Source organism: Nocardia sp. NPDC050378 (genome assembly GCF_040655675.1).
GTDB classification, from domain to species: domain Bacteria; phylum Actinomycetota; class Actinomycetes; order Mycobacteriales; family Mycobacteriaceae; genus Nocardia; species Nocardia coubleae.
Genome location: NZ_JBFAKI010000001.1, coordinates 548,843 through 568,652 on the forward strand (window position 1 = coordinate 548,843; position 19,810 = coordinate 568,652).

Annotated in this window: 14 protein-coding genes; 9 read left to right on the plus strand and 5 right to left on the minus strand. The window is 68.9% G+C overall.

What is annotated here, in order from left to right:
* Positions 1-13: 13 nt before the first annotated feature.
* From AB0I35_RS02555 to AB0I35_RS02595, 9 genes are all read left to right on the plus strand, one after another.
* The gene (locus AB0I35_RS02555) at positions 14-1,081 is read left to right on the plus strand and encodes an aminotransferase class I/II-fold pyridoxal phosphate-dependent enzyme (protein WP_357393677.1); all 1,068 of its coding nucleotides are present in this window, start codon (positions 14-16) and stop codon (positions 1,079-1,081) included.
* Positions 1,078-4,269, plus strand: a complete 3,192-nt coding sequence (locus tag AB0I35_RS02560) for a thiamine pyrophosphate-dependent enzyme (protein ID WP_357393679.1) — start codon at positions 1,078-1,080, stop codon at positions 4,267-4,269. The genes AB0I35_RS02555 and AB0I35_RS02560 overlap by 4 nt, the downstream gene beginning before the upstream one ends.
* Before the next feature lie 17 nt (positions 4,270-4,286).
* A complete protein-coding gene (locus AB0I35_RS02565; RefSeq protein WP_357393681.1) occupies positions 4,287-5,003 on the plus strand; it encodes a class I SAM-dependent methyltransferase in 717 nt (238 codons plus the stop codon).
* Complete coding sequence (locus AB0I35_RS02570; protein WP_357393683.1) at positions 5,003-6,427, plus strand: cytochrome P450; 1,425 nt, start codon at positions 5,003-5,005, stop codon at positions 6,425-6,427. Before AB0I35_RS02565 ends, AB0I35_RS02570 begins: the two co-directional genes overlap by 1 nt.
* Positions 6,428-6,456: 29 nt before the next feature.
* Positions 6,457-7,086, plus strand: a complete 630-nt coding sequence (locus AB0I35_RS02575; protein ID WP_181698768.1) for a methyltransferase domain-containing protein — start codon at positions 6,457-6,459, stop codon at positions 7,084-7,086.
* A 129-nt stretch (positions 7,087-7,215) separates the two neighbouring features.
* The gene (locus AB0I35_RS02580; RefSeq protein ID WP_357394155.1) at positions 7,216-7,875 is read left to right on the plus strand and encodes an ATP-binding cassette domain-containing protein; all 660 of its coding nucleotides are present in this window, start codon (positions 7,216-7,218) and stop codon (positions 7,873-7,875) included.
* Positions 7,872-9,035: an ABC transporter substrate-binding protein gene (locus AB0I35_RS02585; protein WP_357393685.1), complete on the plus strand. Its 1,164-nt coding sequence runs from the start codon at positions 7,872-7,874 to the stop codon at positions 9,033-9,035. The genes AB0I35_RS02580 and AB0I35_RS02585 overlap by 4 nt, the downstream gene beginning before the upstream one ends.
* Positions 9,032-9,844: an ABC transporter permease gene (locus AB0I35_RS02590; protein ID WP_357393687.1), complete on the plus strand. Its 813-nt coding sequence runs from the start codon at positions 9,032-9,034 to the stop codon at positions 9,842-9,844. The genes AB0I35_RS02585 and AB0I35_RS02590 overlap by 4 nt, the downstream gene beginning before the upstream one ends.
* Before the next feature lie 292 nt (positions 9,845-10,136).
* Positions 10,137-10,850 (plus strand): hypothetical protein, encoded by a 714-nt coding sequence (locus tag AB0I35_RS02595; protein ID WP_357393689.1) that lies wholly within the window; start codon positions 10,137-10,139, stop codon positions 10,848-10,850.
* A 424-nt stretch (positions 10,851-11,274) separates the two neighbouring features.
* Here the strand turns inward: AB0I35_RS02595 and AB0I35_RS02600 are convergent, their stop codons facing one another.
* The 5 genes from AB0I35_RS02600 to AB0I35_RS02620 all read right to left on the minus strand — a co-directional run bounded on the left by AB0I35_RS02600 (position 11,275) and on the right by AB0I35_RS02620 (position 19,589).
* The gene (locus AB0I35_RS02600; RefSeq protein WP_357393691.1) at positions 11,275-12,594 is read right to left on the minus strand and encodes a S1 family peptidase; all 1,320 of its coding nucleotides are present in this window, start codon (positions 12,592-12,594) and stop codon (positions 11,275-11,277) included.
* 90 nt (positions 12,595-12,684) lie between these two features.
* Positions 12,685-14,046 (minus strand): S1 family peptidase, encoded by a 1,362-nt coding sequence (locus tag AB0I35_RS02605; RefSeq protein WP_357393693.1) that lies wholly within the window; start codon positions 14,044-14,046, stop codon positions 12,685-12,687.
* Between the two features lie 99 nt (positions 14,047-14,145).
* Positions 14,146-15,261: a hypothetical protein gene (locus tag AB0I35_RS02610; protein WP_357393694.1), complete on the minus strand. Its 1,116-nt coding sequence runs from the start codon at positions 15,259-15,261 to the stop codon at positions 14,146-14,148.
* A 46-nt stretch (positions 15,262-15,307) separates the two neighbouring features.
* On the minus strand, positions 15,308-17,815 hold the full coding sequence (locus tag AB0I35_RS02615) for a LuxR C-terminal-related transcriptional regulator (protein ID WP_357393696.1): 2,508 nt from the start codon (positions 17,813-17,815) through the stop codon (positions 15,308-15,310).
* Positions 17,808-19,589 (minus strand): Hsp70 family protein, encoded by a 1,782-nt coding sequence (locus AB0I35_RS02620; RefSeq protein WP_357393698.1) that lies wholly within the window; start codon positions 19,587-19,589, stop codon positions 17,808-17,810. The genes AB0I35_RS02615 and AB0I35_RS02620 overlap by 8 nt, the downstream gene beginning before the upstream one ends.
* Positions 19,590-19,810: the final 221 nt, after the last annotated feature.

A 19,810-nucleotide genomic window follows, 5' to 3' on the forward strand; every position in this document is an offset into this window, starting at 1 on the left:
AAGGACGACAGCGGTGCGCGACACGGTATTGCTGAACGAATATCGATCCGGTGAGGAGGCCGATACTTCGGCGGCCGCGCTCGATCTGTCCAATAACGCACTGCCCTTCGCGCCCCTGCCGAGCGTGCGCACCGCGATCGCCGACGAGGTGGAACACGCGGCCGCGTACCCCGCCGCCGCGTACGGCGATTTGCGCGGCGCCATCGCCGAATTCGCCAGGTGCACACCGGATCAGGTCGTCGTCGGGCCGGGCAGTGTCGGCGTGCTCGCCTATCTGCTGCGCTGGGTCGCCGGCCACGGTGGGCGGGTCGTCTACGCGGTGCCCGCGTTCGACGCCTACGAACGGGTGGTCCTCGGCGCGGGCGGTATCGCGGTGCCGGTGATCGGGACACCGGACCGATGGCAGCCCTTGACGGAGATGGTCGCCGCGGCGGGTGACGACGCGGCCGCGATCCTGATCTGCTCACCGCACAACCCGACCGGTGAACAGGTGAGGCCCGAGGAGATCGAGCAGGTATTGGCGCGGGTGCCGGACCACACGATCGTCGTGGTGGACGAGGCGTATATCGAATTCGACCGGGACAACGACCGGTCGGCGGCCCTGCGAATGGCCGAGGAACACCCCAATCTCGTTGTGCTTCGCACCTTTTCGAAGGCGTACGGGCTGGCCGGACTGCGGGTCGGTTACGCGGTCGGTCACGGTGACCTGATCGGCGCCTGCCGATCGATGGCGATGCCGTTCGGGGTGAACCGGCTCGCGGTGGCCGCGGCCGTCGCCTCGCTCGGCGTGGTGAACGAGCTGGAGGCACAGGTCGATTCGGTGATCGCGGTGCGGACCGACTTCGTCGCGGCCATTCGCGAACACGGCATCGATGTGCCCGATTCGTCCGGCAACTTCGTCTGGGTGCCGACGCCGAATCCGGCGGCACTCGTGGCGCACCTCGCCGAGTCGGGTATCGCGGTGCGCTGCTACCCGGACGCGGGCGTCCGGATCACGGTTCCTGCCAGGGGGCACCTCGCCGACGTCGTCGACGTACTCGCGCGGGGATACAGACGAGTGGAGGCACTGACATGCAGATGAACACCAACCTTGGCGCCGACGTGCTCGGGCGGCCACGGTTCGCCGACGCCCTGGTCGACCGGCTGATCGGCCACGATGTGCGCTACCTGTTCGGCATGCCTGCCGAATCGGTGAACTGTTTGGTCGATGCGGTAGGGCGGCGGTCGGAGATCGAGCTGATCGCGGTGCGTCACGAGAGCGCGTCCGCCTGGATGGCGGTCGGTTACGCGCAGGGGTCGGGCACCGTCGGGGTGTGCTTCGGCACGGCCGGGCCGGGCGCCACCCACCTGCTGCCCGGCGTGTACGGCGGGCTCTACGACCGGGTGCCGGTGCTGGCGATCTCCGGCCAGGTGGCGCGCGCCGAGATCGGCACGAAATCGTTCCAGGAGATCGACTCGGCGCGACTGTTCCGTGACGGAACGTGGCGCTCCACCGACATCGTCTCGCCGGATCAGCTCGCCGTCTTCGACCAGACAGTGCTGTCGGTGCGACTCGAGCAGACCTCCGCGCACCTGGCCGTGCCGTCCGACGTGCTCAATTCACCCATCGAGGGGCTCGAGCAACAGAGCCCGTACCGGTTCGGCGCACGGACAGCGCCCGACGTGGACAAGAAGCGCGTCGAAGATCTGGCCGACTACCTGTGCTCCACACCGGGCGTCATCGTGCTCGGCGCGGGCGGCCGGGCGGTGGCGGACTGTGCGCTGCTGCTCGCGGACGCGCTGGGTGTGCCGATCGTGGCCCTGCCCGAAGCGGGGATTCCGGACTGGTCGGTGCCGCCCGTCGAAGAGTCCGACGCCCGCCAGGTGCTGTTGATCGGCAGGCCGACCGCGGGTGTGGCACGGCACTTTCCGTCGCTCGACCTGCTGCTCGAGATCACCGATGTGGCCACGTCGGGATTCGACGAGGAAAGCAGGCGGATCGGGATCGCGGGGGAGGTTCCGCAGATCCTGCACGCGTTGGTGTCGGCCGTGTGGAGCAGGCGCGGTACCCCGGCAGCGGCGAGCGCCCCTGTCGCACCGACAGATCCGAACGCACCCGCGGGCTGGGGTGTGCTCGCCGACGCGCTCGCCGGTGTGTCGGTGGCGGTCGATCCCGGGGCGACGAGGGAGCTCGCCCGCCGTTATCTCGGTGAGCGCGCGCACCTGCACAGTGCCTGGAATCTCGAGGCCGAGGGTTCGGCGCTGCCGCTGGCCATCGGTCTGGCCCTCGCGAACGGCGCTCGCTCCTACGCGCTCACCGACCTGGACTCGCTCGACCAGTACATCTCCGAATTCTCCACTGCCGCACGGTATGACGTGCCGGTGACCGTGGTATGCCGGGCCGAACCCGGTGTGCCGGTGAGCGACCTGGCCAAGGCGTTCGGTATCGGGGTGTTCTGGGCCGGCGACGCCACCGAACTGCGGTCCCGCCTGAGCGAGGACCGGCACGGTCCGGCGCTGATCCTCACCTCGGCGCTCGCGGACGACCGGCCCGCTCCGGCACCGGATGTCGATGTCGTCGACTACGTCACCGATCTGTTCGCGGCACTCGCGCACCGGGGCATCGGCTCCGCGTACCTGTCGAAGAACAGCCGTGCGCGGCTCGGTGCCACCGCTGAGCTGAACCTGCACGTCGTCGCCGATGTCCAGGCCGCGGCCATGCGGGCGAGCGCGGCGTACAAGGCCGACGCAACCACCTCCTGCGCTGTGGTGACCACGCCCGCCGAACTCCTCGGCCAGCTCAACGGGCTCTACGACGCCGCCTTCGACGACGCGTCCGTGGTGCTGGTCTCCGTCGAGACCACACCCTGGCTGCTCGATCCCGTCGACGTGCTCGCCGACATCGCCGCCGTCTCGGTGGTTCTCGACGGTGGTGACAAGGATGCGGTACGGCTGCGCGACGCCTTCACGACCATCGCCGGTGGTGGACGCGGCGTCACCCACATCCACGTGACACGCGCCGCGATCGCCGCCCGCACCAGCGCCGCCCTCGTCGACAGCGCGCGGTCGTTCGCGATCCCGCCGTCGCTGATCGGTCTGCCCGGCCGGGCGACCGCGGCACCCGAGGACATCGTGCGCGCCGCCGAACTCATCGATGCCGCCGGGGACATCTCGATCATCGTCGGGCGCGGGGCGGCGGGCGCGCGACGCGAACTCGTCGAACTGGCGGCTCGCACAGGCAGTCCGCTCTACTGCACGATGGGTGCGCTGGCGGCCGACGTGGTCGGCGAACACTGCGCGGGACTGGTCGGCACCTCCGGGACCGACGACGCCATGCAGCGGGTCCGGCGCAGCGGGCTCGTGATCGTTGTCGGAGTGTCATGGCGCGGTTCGGCTTTCGAGATGGTCGGGCACAACCCGGTGATCTCGGTGAACACCGATCCGCTCACCTTCCTTCGCCTGCCGTCGGATTCGGTCGGCCTGCTCGGTGACGCGCGGGAAACCCTCGAAGCTCTGGTCGGCCTGCTCGGCGAGGAGCGCGACGCACCCGAGGCCACCGAACGGCCGCGTCGCAAGCCGAGGGAGAGCGCACGCAAGCTGCGCGCCGCCACGGTGGCCCAGATCATCGACAGCGAACTGGCGGACCTCGACAAGCCGTCCACCTTGAGCGTCGACGTCGGCATAAACACGCTCTGGGCCTACCGCTACGTGCGCTCGGCGCACCGCTACCTGTGGACCGCCTCGTTCGCGACCATGGGATTCGCGGTACCCGCCGCCGTCGACGTGGCCGTGCGCCACCCCGACGAGGTGTCCGTGGCGATCGTCGGCGACGGCGGCATCGGCATCACCCTCGCCGAACTGCGCAACGCCGCCGACGTGCGTTCGCCGCTGGTGATCGTGGTGTTCAACAACAACGCCCTGGCCGCGATCAAATTCGAGAGCTGGATCATGGGCTGGCCCGACCGGGCGTCGGGCTTCCACGAAATCGACTTCGCCGGGTTCGCCAGGCACTGCGGCGTGCGCGCGACAACGGTGCGCAGCGCCAAGGAATTCGGCAACGCCTTCCGCACCGCACTCGCCGGTGCCGGGCCGACGCTGATCGACGCCAGAATCCCCGCCGCCGAAGCACCCGTGCTCGCCGGGCGCGCGCACATCCGCCAGTTCGCCGGCCTGCTCACCGGGTGGGCCCGCGACGGCAAGAACGCCCGCACCGGCGCCCTGTCCACCCTGCTGGCCTTCGGCGCGGAGAAGGCGGTGCGCGTCGCGCGTCGCGCCGACCCGCGCCGGTGAAACCCGAGGAGATCGCGATGGCCGGAACACGCCCCGCCACCCCGCAGGCCATGTTCACCCGAATCGCACCGCGCTACGACGCGGTGAACTCGCTGCTCACCCTCGGCGGCGACAAACGGTTACGCCGCCGCGCCGTCCGCGCGCTCGACCTGCGGCCGGGCGCCGAAGTGCTCGATATCGCCGCCGGGACGGCCGAGATCGGCGCCGCGCTGGCAGCCGTGTACCCGCTGCGCCTGTCGTATGTGGCCGTCGACCTCAACGAGCAGATGCTCGCCGTCGCCGAGCGGAAATTCGCCCGGTTGCGCCGCAAGCGGCCGAGCAACGACTGGCAGCTGGCCCTCGGCAGCGCGGAATCGCTCGACTTCCCTTCGTCGAGCTTCGACGCCGCCGTGATGTGTTTCGCGCTCGACGACATGGACGACCCCGCCGCCGCGCTCGCCGAGACTGTGCGGGTGCTGCGCGCCGACGGGCGGTTCCTGCTGATCGAACTCGCCATGCCCGACAGCCCGCTGCTGCGCAATCTGCTGAGACTGCGGCTGCGACTCATCCGCGGTGTCGCCGCCATCGCGGGCATGGATTCCGTCGCCCACATGACCAGGGAAGTCGAACTCGATCGCGGCGTCGAACACACCCTCGCGCGCTGCGAGAACGCCGGCCTGGAACTGGAATCCACGGCCCGGCACCTCGGCGGGCTGGTCCGTGCCCACGTCTTCCGTAAGAGGAAAGGTTTGTGATGACCGAGAAATGTCCCCACGCCACGGCGGAGAAGGTGCCCTCCGTCACCGGAATCACCAGTCGCAGGCTCTCCAACCGGCACCTGCCCGGCCCGCCCGGCCACCTGATCATGGGCTCCTATCCGGAATACGCCAAGGACCGCAACAAATTCCTGCGGGACGCGGTGCGCCGGTACGGCGATGTGGTGCGGATCAAACTGCCGCTGCGCGACCTGGTGGTGATCGCCAATCCCGAAGACGCACACGCGGCGATGGGCGACACCTCCGGCGACTACAGCAAATTCGGCAACTACCATCCCGCGATCGCCAAGCGGCAGAACGGATTGTCCTTCATCGAGGGCGAATTGTTCCGCGAGCGGCGCCGCATCGTCAGCCCGCTGGTGACCCGCGACGGCCTCAAGAGCACCTTTCACGCCAATGCCGATGCCTACCTGGCAAGCCTCGAGTCGAATATCGCCGCCGCGACAGACGCCGACGGGGTGACCGACCTGCAGGAGGCGATCTTCCAAACGCTGCTGCGCGGCGTGCTGGCCCAGACCTTCACGGAACCGTTCACGCCCAAGGAAATTCACGATCTGCACGACGGTCTGTCGACGTTCACGAAGTTCCTCGGTTCCACGCTGAAGATCGCGGATCCGCCGAATCTGGTTCGCCCCTGGGGCCGGTACAAGATCCGGCCGTGGGCGGTGTACTCGGCGGGCAAGATCGTGCGCGACCGGGTGGTCGAACGGCAGAACTCGCCCTCGCTCGGCACCTACAACGACGTGCTCGACGGCATGCTCGCCGGCTACAAGAAGCTCAAGACCCCGATGACGTTCTGGGACCTGTGCTTCGACGTGGCGACCATGACCAGTGCCTCCTACGGCACGACGGCGGGGGCCATCACCCAGACCGTCGTGCGGACCTGCCTGGCCGAGGAAGCCAAGAACCGGCTGGTCGAAGAGGCCGGTTCGGTCGACCTGTCCAAGCCGACCATCGAATCGGTGCGCAGCATGCACTGGGTGAAGGCGTGCTTCGAGGAAGGCATGCGCATGCAGGGCCTTCCACTGCTGCTGCGATTCACCGCGCGGGGCGCGAACTATCAGGGCTACGACATCGCGCCCAACACCATGCTCGGCGTGCCGATCTCGACGATCCACCGCGACCCGCGCTGGTGGACCGACCCCGATGTGTTCGACCCCGAACGCTTCTACGACCAGAGCAAGCGGGTCGACCAGCCGCGCGTGCTGCACTACCTGGCCTGGGGTGCGGGCCCGCACCGCTGCACCGGCGCGCAGCTCGGCTACCTCATCGCGCCGTACCTGGTCGCGCTCATCTTCAGCCGCTACAAGATCGAGCTCCCGCCGAACTGGCAGCTCGTGGAAGACCCCGGCCTCGCGCCGATGATCAAGGGCGGCTTCAACGTCCGGCTCACCCCCCGATAACCCACCGACGAGAGATCCGAGAGATTCGCATGAAATTCGCAGAGCGGTACGACATCGCGGCCCCCATCTACGACCGGACGGCGTGGTTCCTGTCCCTCGGCGGCATCGACAAACTGCATCCAGGCCTGGTCGAAGGCCTCGACCTGACCGGTAAGAAGGTGGCCGACCTCGGGTGCGGCACCGGCCTCGCCTTCCCGGCGTTGCTCTCCGCCGTCGGGCCGACCGGACACGTGATCGGGGTGGACAACAACGCCGCCATTCTCGCCAAGGCGCAGAAGCGGGTCGACGAGAACCATTGGCCCAATGTCACTCTGCTCACCGAGGACATCGCCGAACTGCCCGTGAACCAGGATGTGGACGTCCTGTTCAGCTGTATCGCGTTCAGCTGTGTGCCGCACCCGTCGGACAAGTTGGCCGAACTGCTCGGCAACCTCACGCCGGGCACCCAGGTGCGCATCATCGACGCGCTGCCCCGCACATCGGGGCTGAGCCGGTACCCGATCAACGGCTACAACTTCGTGAAGTCGGGCATCGTCGGATCGCATTTCCGGGAACTGCACCCGTTCGAACAGGTCTTCCGTGACCGGCTGACCGACGTGGTCGTCGACTACCTGCACGGCGGCATGTACACCCGCCTGACCGGCGTCAAAGGCGCGTAGGCATTCCGCGCGCACCGGCGTCGACGTCGGTGCGCGCGGCCCTTGGTTACACCTTCTCGAGAGACGGCCGAAGTGAGTATCTGGGAACTGAAAGTCGACGGCGGTGGCAAGACATTCGGCGAAACCACCGTGCTCGACGACGTGGACTTCCACGTGGATCGCGGGGAATTCCTCGCCGTGCTCGGCCCGAGCGGCAGCGGCAAATCGACACTGCTGCGCGTGCTGGCCGGACTCGAACAGCTGAGCACCGGAACCATCAGCTGGAGCACCGACGGTGCCCGGCCGCGCACCGGGGTGGTCTTCCAGCAGGCGCTGCTGCTGCCCTGGCTCACCGTCATCGACAACATCTCGCTCGCCGGCCGGTTCGCCGCGCACCGGCGCGAGTTCGACAAGGACTACCCCGAAACCCTGCTCGCCCGTTTCGGTTTGGGGTCGCTGGCGCAGCGGTACCCGGGCGAACTGTCGGGCGGGCAGGCACAGCGCGTCGCCGTGCTGCGTGCGGCCGCCACCCGGCCCCGGCTGCTGCTGCTCGACGAGCCGTTCAGCGCCCTCGACCCGGCCACCCGCCTTGACCTGCGAAAATGGCTGGCCGAACTCGTCACCGAGATCGAGGCGACGGTCGTGCTCATCACCCACGACGTCGACGAGGCGATGGATCTGGCCGACCGCGTCGTGCTGCTCGACAAGGGTCGCATCCGGCGCGAATGGACCGAGGTGCGCGACGGCGGCGACGCCTTGCGCGCCGATATCCTCGGGCAGTACCACCCGGACGAAGTAGTGGTGTCGTGAGCGGGCTTTCACGACGTCACCTGCTCGCCGGGGCGGCCGGGCTCACCGCGGCCGCCGGGCTCTACGGGTCGGCCGACCTGGTCCGCAGCGCGGCAGGCGCCGGGCAACGGCGCGAACAGGCGCTGCGGATCGGGTACCTGCCGATCACCGACGCGGCGCCGCTGCTGATCGCGCACTCGGCACACCTCTACCCCGCGGGATCGGTGAGCAGCGCCAAACCGGTGATGTTCCGCAGCTGGTCGGGGCTGGCGGAAGCGTTCGTCTCACGTCAGGTGGATGTGGCGCATCTGTTGATGCCCATGGCGATTCAGCTGCGGCAGGTGCTCGGCGCGAACGTGCGGGTGCTCGGGTGGAACCACACCAACGGGTCGGCACTCACCGTCGCACCCGACATCACCGAACTGGAACAGCTGATCGGCACGCAGGTGGCCATCCCGTTCTGGTGGTCGATCCACAACATCGTGCTGCAGAAACTCCTGCGCGCCCACGACATCACACCCGTGGTGCGCAGGCCGGCCTCGCGCGCCAAACGGACCGTCGAGCTCATCGTGATGAGTCCCTCGGACATGGTTCCCGCCCTGGCCAACAGGTCCATCTCCGGCTACGTGGTCGCCGACCCGTTCAACGCCATCGCCCAGATCAAGAAGATCGGGCGCATCCACGTGTTCCTCGGCGACGTATGGCGTGAACACGCCTGCTGCGTGTTGGTGACCCGCGACGACGTGATCGCCGAACGACCGCACGCCGTCCAGGCCGTGACCGACGCGGTGGTCGCGGCGCAGCTGCGCATCAGCACCGACCGGCCGCGCGCCGCGGAAGCGCTCACCACCGGCAGCTACCTGCCACAACCCTTGCCCGCCGTGCGGACCGCGCTCGCCTACCCCGATCCGCCCTACCAGTTCCAGCGGCCCGACTGGTCGCCGCAGCTGGTGGGATTTCAGCCCTACCCGTACCCGAGCTTCACCCGGCGGCTGGTCGAGGAGATGCACGAGACCGTCGTCGACGGCGACCGGGGCTTCCTCGACACCCTCGACCCGGCCCGCGCGCACAGCGAGCTCGTCGACGACACCTTCGTGCTGAATTCCCTTGCCGCACAGGGTGGGCGACAAGCGTTCGGGCTCACCGGCCTCGACCGAACTGAACAGGTGCACCTGCTGTGACTACAACGACCCAAGCCCCACCGAAAACCGGCTCGACCGTCTCGCGCTCGGTCCTGGCCAGGGTGTGGCCGCCGGTGCTCGCCGTGCTCGTCACCGTCGGATTGTGGTGGACGGCGACCACGGTGTTCTCCCCGGAACACTCGTTGCTGCGCCGCACCGCGCCCCAGCACGTGCTACCCGCCATCGCCGATCTGCACGAACGCGGTGTGCTCGTCTCCGACGCGGGAATCAGCCTGTGGCGGTTGCTGATCGGGCTCGCGATCGCCACCGTGCTCGGCGTGCCGATCGGGTTGCTGATCGGGCTCAGCACCCGGATCGAACAGGCCGCCTCGCCCGTGGTGCAGTTCCTGGGAATGATCTCGCCCCTGTCGTGGACCCCGATCGCCATCGCCGTGTTCGGCATCGGCAACCAGCCGGTGTACTTCCTCGTCGCCGCGGCGGCCGTGTGGCCGATCATGCTGAACACGGTGTCGGGGGTGCACGCCATCGACCGCGGCTTCCTCGACGTGGCCCGCTCGTTCCACGCGACCCGGGCCGAGCAGCTGCGCGTGGTCATCATTCCGGCGGTGCGCGACCACATCCGCACCGGGCTGCGGCTCGGGCTCGGCACGGCCTGGATCGTGCTCGTGCCCGCCGAGATGCTCGGTGTGCGATCGGGACTCGGGTACCAGATCCTCAATGCCCGTGACCAGCTCGCTTACGATCAGGTGGTCGCCATCATCCTGGTGATCGGCGTGCTCGGATCGGCCGTCGATTTCCTTGCGGGCAGGTTGCCGGGCCGGTCGCTGAACAGTCGTTCGTACCGATAGTTATGTGATGTATGTCACTGACATGTTTGCCCCGGTCGGGCCGTGTTTGTGATTGAGCATGGGAAACCCCCTCTGTCGGCGGCACGGGTTAGGGCAGCCTCACCCGTGCCCCTGGAAACTGTGCTGGCATCAGGGGTTTCGGTCTACTAGGCTCCAGACGTTCTGTCTGCTGTGCCGGTCTTCACACTGCTCGGGGAGAAGTTGGGAGCATCTCACAAGGGTGCACCCGCTTGACGAGTCTCGCGTGTCGCTTGATCGCACGCCGCAACAAACCTGATGGATAGGAACCTCAATGAACTTCCGTAAAACCGCTGCGGGTGCCGCACTGGTTATCGGGGCGATGACTGTGTCGCTGGGGACCGCGCACGCCGAGCCTGTCCCCGCTCCGGCACAGGACATCAAGTACTCGGTCAAGATGGTCGACAAGACCATCGTCGCGACCCTGCAGAACGGCACCTTCGCCATCGTCGAGCAAGAAGGCGAAACCCCCGAAGCGCCCAAGACCAAGATCGCCGAGATCAAGGACACCACCGGCGCCACCGTCGTCTCGCTGCCGATCGACTTCACGATCAACGGCACCGACATCCCGGCCAAGGCCGAGGTCGTCAAGGACAACACCGTCCTGGAGCTCACTCCCGAACGTCCCGCGGGCGTCGAGCTGGGCACCGAGCCGGTCGGCGTCAAGCCGGTCCTGAAGGCCGACCCCATCGCCTCGGCCCAGGAAAACCAGAAGGCCATCAACGACTTCTCCTCGAAGTTCAGCATCGGCACCGCTATCGGCACCTTCGTCGGTACCGCCATCGGCGCCGTGGTCGGCTGTGTCTTCGGTCTGCCGCTGTTCGGTGTGGGCTGCCTCGCGGGTCTGCCGCTCGGTGCGGCTGTCGGTGGCATCATCGGCATGATCGCGATCGGTGGGCCGACGATGCTCGCCGCCGGTATCGAGCTGATCAATGTGATGCAGGCGCCGGAGGGCACCACGGTTTGGGCTGAGAAGCCTAAGAACTAAGGTTTTTCGTTCGAAGCCCCGCTCCCTTGTGGAGCGGGGCTTTTGCGTGGTTGGGGTGCGGTCATGGCGGACTTGGGTGGTGCGGTGTGGCTGGGAGTGCGGTAGGTGGCCCACTGAGTGGCGCAGTAGGGCTGGGAGTGCGAGAGCCGAAGGCCTTGGGTGATTCGCCGCCCGGGTGGGTTTCCCCGCAGTCCGCCATGACCGCATTCCCAGCCCCGCCCGTCCCGGCCCTCCAGGGGCCGCGCTCGAGCGCGCCAGCGCTCCAAAAACACAGCCCAATACCTCTGTGGTGCACAAAACCCCAAGGCTGTTCCACACGGCTGAAACCTCGCCCCACAGCGACCCCCAGAAACGGCAAAGGCCGGTAGCTCAACGCTACCGGCCTCCACCGTCGTTCAGGGCATGCTCACTGCCCGCCAGGGCGTCAGTTCGTACGAACCGCCAGGCCGGGGTTGTCCGACAGGACCACGCTCAGCGGCTGCGCGAAGAGCTGGGGGGTGTCGCCGGTGATGGCGCCGATGATGTTGGGGATTTCGCAGATCGGGTAGTCGGCGACCGACGACGCGCTGGAGATGCCGAGGGCCATCCGGCCGGTGACGATCGCACCGCCGGAATCGCCGGGCAGCGCGCAGATGTTGGCGGAGAAGCTCTGGGTGAGCTGGCGATCGCCGACCTGCACGGTCTGGTCGACACCGTTGACGATGCCGCAGCTGAACCCGGTCCGCGAACCCGACTTGCACACGGGGGCGCCGACGACCGGCACACCGACGCCGTCGACGGCGATGGGCGCCGCGCCGGGGACGGTGACGAGGTTGTTCTCGAAGCGTGCGCGCGCGTTGTCGTTCACGCGGATGATCGAGTAGTCCTGCTCGCCGAGGATCGACTTCTGGAAGGTGCCGAGCTGGGCGCCGGCACGGTCACCGTTCATCTCGTACACGGCGGCGGCGGAACCGGTGCCCGCCGACTCCAGGTCGGGGTTGCAGTGGCCCGCGGAGATGTTCACGACGTTGCCGGAGCGGTCGGTGCCGTTGAAGCCGAACGAGCAGCGCAGCGAGCTGTTGCCCGCGATGGCGGCGTAGCCCTCGCCACCGGCGATCGGGCCGGTGCCGTTGCCCGCCACGGGAGTGGCTTCCAGGTCGATCTTCTCACCGGCCACCGGCGGCGCGGTGACGACGACGCGGGCCGGGTCGATGAAGCTGGGCAGGGGCAGCCCGGCCTGCTCGACGCGCACGGCGATCGCGTTGTTCACGGTGTCGATGACGACGCCACGCACCAGGTTGGCGATCTCCGGCGGCGCGGCGGCCAGCCAGTTCTCGAACGCGGTCTTCTCACCGCGCAGCATGGATTCGCTCTTGGCGACGTTGCGGACCTCGAAACCGGCCGATTCGGCGGCGGCGCGGGCCTCGTCGGCACCGGGGCCCTGGGCCAGCGCGACGACGGCGTTGCCCTGGTCGTTGAGCCAGGAACCGGCGAACACCTGCGGGAACTGACGCTGGGCGGTGGTGGCGAACGCGGCGACCTGCTGGGCCTCGTCGGCGCGGCGCAGGTATTCCTGCGGGGAGAGCTTCAGATCACGGCTCACGGCCTCGATCAGCTGGGCGGGCAGATCGACCGCGGGTTCGGCGTCGGCCACTGCCATCGTGGGGCCGAACAGCAGAATCGCCGCCGAAGCGGCGATCACGGACTTGCGAGCTCGTCTGGAGCTTCGTGCGAGGGGGGCGCGACCCATACGTGGCAGGAGCATGATCGAACTATATGGGCTCGGACCGGTTATGCCTACTCGGACCGGGCAAGAGATTTCGCTCACCCGGTCCGTTCGGTGATTCGTTCGGTACTAACCCGCGTTGGGGTTGGTACGCACCATGATTCCGCTGCCGAGACCGCCACCGGAATTGGCCTCGATATCGGCCAGGATCGGCCGGATCGGCACACCGAGGGTCGCGGTGCCGCCGAAGGGCGCGAGCTGGGTGTTGGCCTCGGTGCAGTTGGGCGCCTCGGCGGCGTTGGAGCCGCTGGTGATGCCGAGCGCGAGGGTGCCCGACACGATCGCGCCGCCGCTGTCACCACCGAGGGTGCAGGCGCTGGTGGCGAAACCACGGATCGTCTTGCTGACACCCTCGGCGGTGAACAGCTGGGTCTCCACGTGATCGGCCGAGACGAAACCACAGGTGAAGGTGGACGACTGACCAGTTTTGCAGACCGGCGCACCGGTCACCGGTTCGGCGGTGCCGGTGATGGCGAGGGTGGTGCCGTTGGCGCCACGCACCCGGGCCTGGTCCATGCCCGCGTTCACCGCCCGCTCGTTGAGCTTGATGACCGAGTAGTCCAGCGCGCCCGGCCCGCCGAGCACGGACATGGCGAACTGACCGACCTCGGGACTGTTGGGGATGTCGCGCACGTTCGGCACGTACACCGCGGCGGGTGTGCCGTGGTCGACATTCGGATTGCAGTGGCCCGCAGAGATGTTCAGCGCGTTGCCCGCCGCGTCGGTGCTGTTGAAACCGAACGAGCACACATCGACACCGCGAAGGTCGGCGTCGTGCAGGTCCTTGGCCGCGGTGATGTAGGTGTCGCCGCCCATCGGCCGGTTCACCACCTCGCCACCGCCGCCCGGCGTGATGACCACCTTGATGGTGGCGATCAGGGTCGGCAGGTTCAGCAGGTGGCCGGTGCTGGAATTGGCGATGCTCATAACGATCTGGCTGTTGAGCACGTCGATGGCGATCGAGCTGATCGGCGCGGAGATCTCGCGCGGCAGCGTCGAGATCCACTGACTCAGTTGCAGCAGAGCGCCTTCCAGTCCGCCGGCCGAGATCGGGGCGAGATGGGTCTGGTAGCCGTCCGCGGCGGCCAGGCGACCGGTCTCGGCATCGGTCACCGCGACAACGGCTTTGCCCTCGGGCGTGAGCCAGGCACCGGCGAAGGTGTCGGGATTCTCGGCGCGGAAGTCGGCGGCGTAGGCGCGCAGTTCCTGGGCGCGCGCGGCGCGGTCGAGGTATTCGTTCGGGGTCATGCCCAGGTCGCGCGAGATGGCTGTCACCAGTTCGGCGGGTAGGGCGTCGGCCGAAAGCTGCTGCGGCGCAGCGGGTTGCGCGCTAGCGACACCGGAGCCGAGCAGAGGGGCGAGAAGAACGGTCGCGGCGAACCCGGCGGAGGCTGCCTTGACCGCGGCGCGACGCGCCACCAACTTGCGCATGAAATCCCTTCGTCACCGAACGAGTGACCGAGACCACCGCCGGCGGCGGGTATGTCGGTCAGCGCATCACTCTAAGGCACGCCCGCCGATGAGGTGCGATTACCCGCTACCAGCTTCGGTTTTGCGCCAACCGGGGATCTCGAGCGGCGGCGGAAGCTCGCCGGGCTCGCGGGGCTGGAAGGGGAACGGCCGGGTGGTCGTGGTGCGGCCGGGCGTCGTCGTCGGCGTGGTGGTGGTCGGTGACGGCGTGGTGGTCGTCGGAGCTTCGGTGGTGGTCGGCTCCTCGGTGGTCGTCGTCGGTTCCGGGGTGGTGGTGACGACCGGTTCCTCGGTGGTCGTCTCCGGCGGCGGAGCGACCACGGGAGTGGGAGCCGGTTGCTGGGTCGTCTCCGAGTGCGCGTCCGAGATGGTCGGCGGCTCGGTCGGCTCGGTGCCGCGCAGCAGCACCGACACCGCGATGCCACCGAGCACCAGGCCGATCAGCGCGGCCCCGGCGATCAACAGCGGCGTCTTGGTCCGCGCCGGAGCCGGCGTGGGGGCCGGGGCGGGCGACGGCACGGTGACGGCCATCGCCTTGGTCGGCTGCTGCACCGGAAGCGCCGCCGAATACGCCTGCGCGACCACGACCGGCGGCTCCACAGCGGGCATCACATCGGTCTTCACCAGGGAGTTCTCGGTGACGATCGGATCCGGCGGTGTCGCGCCGGCCGGGGTCGCCAGCACCGCGACCAGCGCGGCCTCGGCGGCCGACGACGCGAACGCCTTCCCGCGATCCACGCCCTCGGCGGGCTGGGGCAGCTCGTCCTCACCGAGCAGCGCCACCGATTTCAGACCCAGATAGTCCAGCGCCTCACGGACGCCGCGCACCACTTCCGGCGACCACTGCGCCGGATGCGTCGCGTAGAACTCGGCCGGGCCGCTCAGATGCTCGGTGGTGAGATCGATGAGGCAGAACATGGCCGTGGCCAGCAGGTCTTCGGACCGATAGGCCTCGCCGCCGTCGACATCGACACCGGCCGGATCGCCGATCGCGCGGACGAAACCGGAGATCGCGTGTGCCTTCCCGGACAGCGGTGCGTCGCCGAGGGCGGCGTCGCCGTCGTCGGACATGTGCAGCACCGACGACCGCTCGACGAAATGCTTCGCCCCGTCGTCGGTGACCACCGCGGCGACACACTCGTCGTCGGCGATACGCAAGCCGACTCCAGTGGCCATCCGGTTACCTCGCTTCGACGTTCGTGGTCTGCGGCGAGTCCGGCGGTCACACCAGGAGTGAGCCGTGTCCCATCGCGCGCAGCATCGACAATAATTCCGATCGTGAACGTGCGCCTATCCGACGTCGGATACGCGCCACGTGATGCTCCACGGTCTTGGCGGAAATGTACAGCCGTGCGCCGATCTCCCGGTAGGTGAGACCGAGTAGCACCAGTTCGGCGACCTCGCGTTCACGGTCGCTGAGCGCGGCGGAGTCGCCGTTCGGCGGCACCGGTCCGGGCTGGACTCGCGGCGCCGACCGCGTGGCTTGGTGTTCTTGCTCGACCGGCTTGGCCTGAGCGCGCACCGAACGGGCGAGCTTGAGCAGAGCAGTCGCGGTCGCCGAATCACCGACCGCGAGGGCGGCCTCGCTGGCCAGGCGGGCGGCATCCCAGGTGAGTCCGAGTTGGCCCAGTGCCGACACGGCGGCCTGCACCTCGGCCGCCGCCACTTGCCCGCGCAGCACCAGCACCCAGGTGCGCCCGGCGTCGGCCAGCACGGCGGCCTGCCGGTCACCCGCTTCCGCTGCGGTCTTGAGGGCGTGGGCATGGGCCAGCAATTCGCGCGGTGATTCGTCGGCCAGCGCGGCCTGCACGCCGTACCAGTGGAAGCAGTTGGCCCAGGCGGGCGCGCGACCCAGGGTGCGTAGCAACGCCTTAGCCGCGGCGACCAGCGGTTCGATACGACGCACGTCGCGCAGACGGATGCCGGCCAGCCACAATTCGCCGATCGGCAGCAGGCTCAGCAGGTCGGCTTCCAGTTCGTCGAACAGCGGGCAGGCGGCTTGCCACGCGCGGGCCAGGGTCGCGTGATCGCCACTGCGACGGGCCAGCCCCACCGCCAGCGCGTGCGCGAGGAATTGATCACGCGGGGCCAGCGTGGCGATGTCGACCCCGGCCAGCGTGCTCGCGGCGCAGCGTTCGTCACCGCCGAGTAATGCTGTCCACGCTGTCAGCACCGGAGGCTGGCGGGCACCGCCCAGCTCGGCTGCGCGACGCAGCGCGTCCTCGGCCCGGCGGGGCTCGCCGGTGCTGAGGCACAGGATCGTGGCCACTGAAACGGCCGAGCACGGCAGGAGCCGCTCGTCGGTGGGGTCGGTGTTGCCCGCTTGGATCAGTGCGGAGATCGCGGCGCTCGTTCCCGCGCCGTGCGGATCGAGCGAGTCGGCGAGCGCAGCGGCGATGAGCCGGGCCGCCGCGTCGGACTCCGTCGGCGGCCAGCGCGGTGCGCTCTCGGCCATGCGGTGCGCCGCTGTCACATCACCGGCCACTGTCAGCACCATCGCGGCGGACGCCCAATCCGAACCGGCTCGGTTTGGGCCGAGCCAGTTGTACAGGCCCGCCGCGCGGCTGACCAGACCTCGGCGGATGAGCACACTTGCGCAGATCCGCACGGCGGCAGCGAGTTCGGTGGGCGCGACACCTTCACCGGTGAGCAGCGGCTCGGCAAGGCGCAGGGCGGTCTCGGTGTCTCCCGCACAGGCGGCGGCCTCCGCCCAACGTAACGCGATCGACTCGACGTCGGCGCCGGCAGCCGCCGCGGCGGCGAAGTATCGTGCGGGCTGACGCGACTTCTCGGCGGCGCGACACAGGAATTCGGCCAACCGGGTATCGATGACACCGGATTCGGCCAGGACGAGTGCTGTGCGGTCGCGAAGCAGCCCCGCGTCGATTCGCGTACTGAGCAGTCGGCGCTGCACCTCGAGATAGCGACGGTCACCTAGCAGCGTCCGCAAGGGGCCCACCGCGCCCGTGAGGAGCAGGTCGGCGTCGTTGACCAGGGCGCCCGCGCGGGCCCGGTCGATCAGTGCCCGCGCGGTGTCGGAGTCGACGCCGAGAACCTCGGTGAGTTCGATGGCATCCAGACCGGCTCCGGTAGCGGCGATGACGAGCGTTTCGAGCAGATCGGGCTCGGCCGCGTCGAGAACTGAGCGTGTCCAGATGGCGACGGCTCTTTCGACTGCGGCAGTGCCCGATTCGAGGGTCGCGGTGCGGGTGGCCGAGAGCGCGGCGACCACGCCCGCGGGGATGCCCTCTGTCAGCTGGTGGATGTGCGATGCGAGCGGTGGGGAGACCGCCATACCAAGTTCCCTGGCGAACGTTGCCACGCCCACACTGCCCAGCGCGCGCAGGTCCACCGTGCGACCGTGGCGCGTCATCGCCTCGGTGAGGGCGCGCAGCCTGGGATCATGGGGTCGTGGCTGGGTGGCCAGAACCATCGATCGTTGCCCGGATTCGATTGCCCGACAAAGGCTGCGCAGCTCGGCGTCGGTGCATCCGTGCACGTTGTCGGCGATGAGAACGGCGTTGTCGGCCCACCGACCGCCGCCGCGCACGAACTCGGTGACCGCGATGCCTCGCCCACGCAAATGTGCTCGCACGGCATTGAGCAACACCGACTTGCCCGTACCGGACCGGCCGCGAATCAGCAACAGAACCGGCTGCTGCGCGGTGGTGTCGAGTTCGCGGAGAACAGTTCGGGCATGGGGGAAGGTGTCGAGGGCGATCTCAGCCACCGTTTCCTCCGAAGACCCGGCCCGGCAGCTGGGTGCCCGATTCGAGCGTCTCGTCGACCACGCCGCCGACGCCGTCGAGCAGTTCGCCGGGGTTGACCTCGACGGAAGGAACCTGCGGCCGGGGTGCGGGTGCGGGTGCGGGTGCGGGAGCGGGTGCGGGAGCGGGGCCGGGGGCCGGCGCCGGAGCGGGGGCCGGCGCCGGGGCTTGGTGAGCGGAGGTCGGTCCTGGTTGCGCCGGGGCCGGAGCGGGCTGACCCGGGGCGGGCGCCGGGGCCGACCCGACAGGGGCTGCCGGGGTGTCTGCGGTGGTACTGCCGCCAGGGCCGGCAGCGGGCGAGCCGACGGGGACGGCCGCCGTGGGCGTGGTGCCGTTCGGTACGCCCTGCTGGGGCTGATCGGCTACGGCCGAGTCGGTGGCGCCTGCGGTTTCCGGCGCGCCACCGGTGCTTGTCGTCGCGGTGACGCCGGGGACCGCCCCGGTCGGCGAAGTGGCTTCGGAGGGAGAGAAATGGGTCACTCCGCCGACGGCGAGTGTTCCGGTGGCCAGCGCGGCCATCACAGCGGCCGCCGCGGCGACGATGGCGGCCCGCTTGCGGGTAGACATCCCGAGGCGGGCGGGTTCGGAAGGCGGCAACGTCGACGCTGCGGCGATCACCGGCTCGGCGGCCGCGGGAACCGTGACCGCTGTGCCGACGGGAGTGGTTTCGGCGGGCGCGAGGACCGACACCGCGTCCAAGGCGATTTCGGCAGCTCCGCGCGCGGTGCAGGTCGCCGGGTCGGCGCACATCATCACCGGCAGACCGAACTCGGAGGAGATGGTCTCGGCGACCAACGGCATCGCGCCGCCGCCACCGGTGAGCAGCACCCGGCCCACATCACTGAGCGTGAGCCCGGCGCGGTGCACCGCGTCCTCGATCAGCCCCATCGAGTCGAGTAGGGGCGCGCGCAGCAGGTCTTCCAATTCACCGCGAGTCAACCTGACCGTTTCGGTGCGGGTCGCACCGAGCTTGCCCACCGGAATCACAGTCGCGGTAGTTCTGGACAGCTCTTCCTTCGCGATTCCGCAGCGTGTTCGCAATGCCGACAATTCCTCTTCGACCCTCGGATCGAATGGATCGATGTCGGCTCCCTCCAGCAGGTTTGCCAGCACGTAGCGCAACGTAGCCAGATCGAATTCCGAGCCCGCGATCGCGGTGCTGTGTACCGGGGCGCCGAGCAAGCCTGCCTGCTCACCTGTGCGCAGGACGGTCACCGTCAACCCGCTCGCGCCGAGGTCGTAGACCACCAGCGCGCCGTCGTCGAGAAGGCCGTGCTCTTTTTCGTAGCGGCGCAGCGCGGCCAGCGGTTCCGGCACCAGTCGTACCTGGGGCAGCCCGGCTCGTGCGAACGCGGCACGTGCCGCCTCGACCGTTTGTGCCGGCCACCAGGGCGGGTAGCAGGCGACGACGGTCGTCGCGTCGGCGAATCCGGCGGTCGCGCCGGTCACTTCGTCGACCAGTGCACGGCCCGCCGCGCCCATGAGCTCGGCCGCGTTGTGTGTGGAACCATCTTCTGCCAAGAGGTTTACCGGGTCGCCGACCCGAGACAGATAGTCGTCGACGATCACCCCGCGCGCGTGGCTGTTCGCGTCGGCGAAGCTCACCGAGCCGTCGACGCCGATCAACAAGGCGCTGCGATGTGTCACCACGATCGCGTCGGTGCCGTCGGCTGTCGTGGCCGCGGCGACCGAATTCACCGCTCCGACAGTGATGCCGAGCGCCAGACGCTCTGTCATTGGACAACCCCGTTCGCAGGACTCCCGGTGGACCGGTCGACGATGTGTGCAGCGAAATCGCCGGATGGCCGGCGCCTTACTGCGTCTGTCGGTTGCCAGCGGGCAGCTGTTACCCCCGAAAGGGTGAGTACGGGGAATTTCCCCTATTCGACGACGAGCCCCTAATGGGAAGAGTTCGGCGCGAACTAGGCATTTGCCCCGTTTTCGGTAACGGCGAGTCG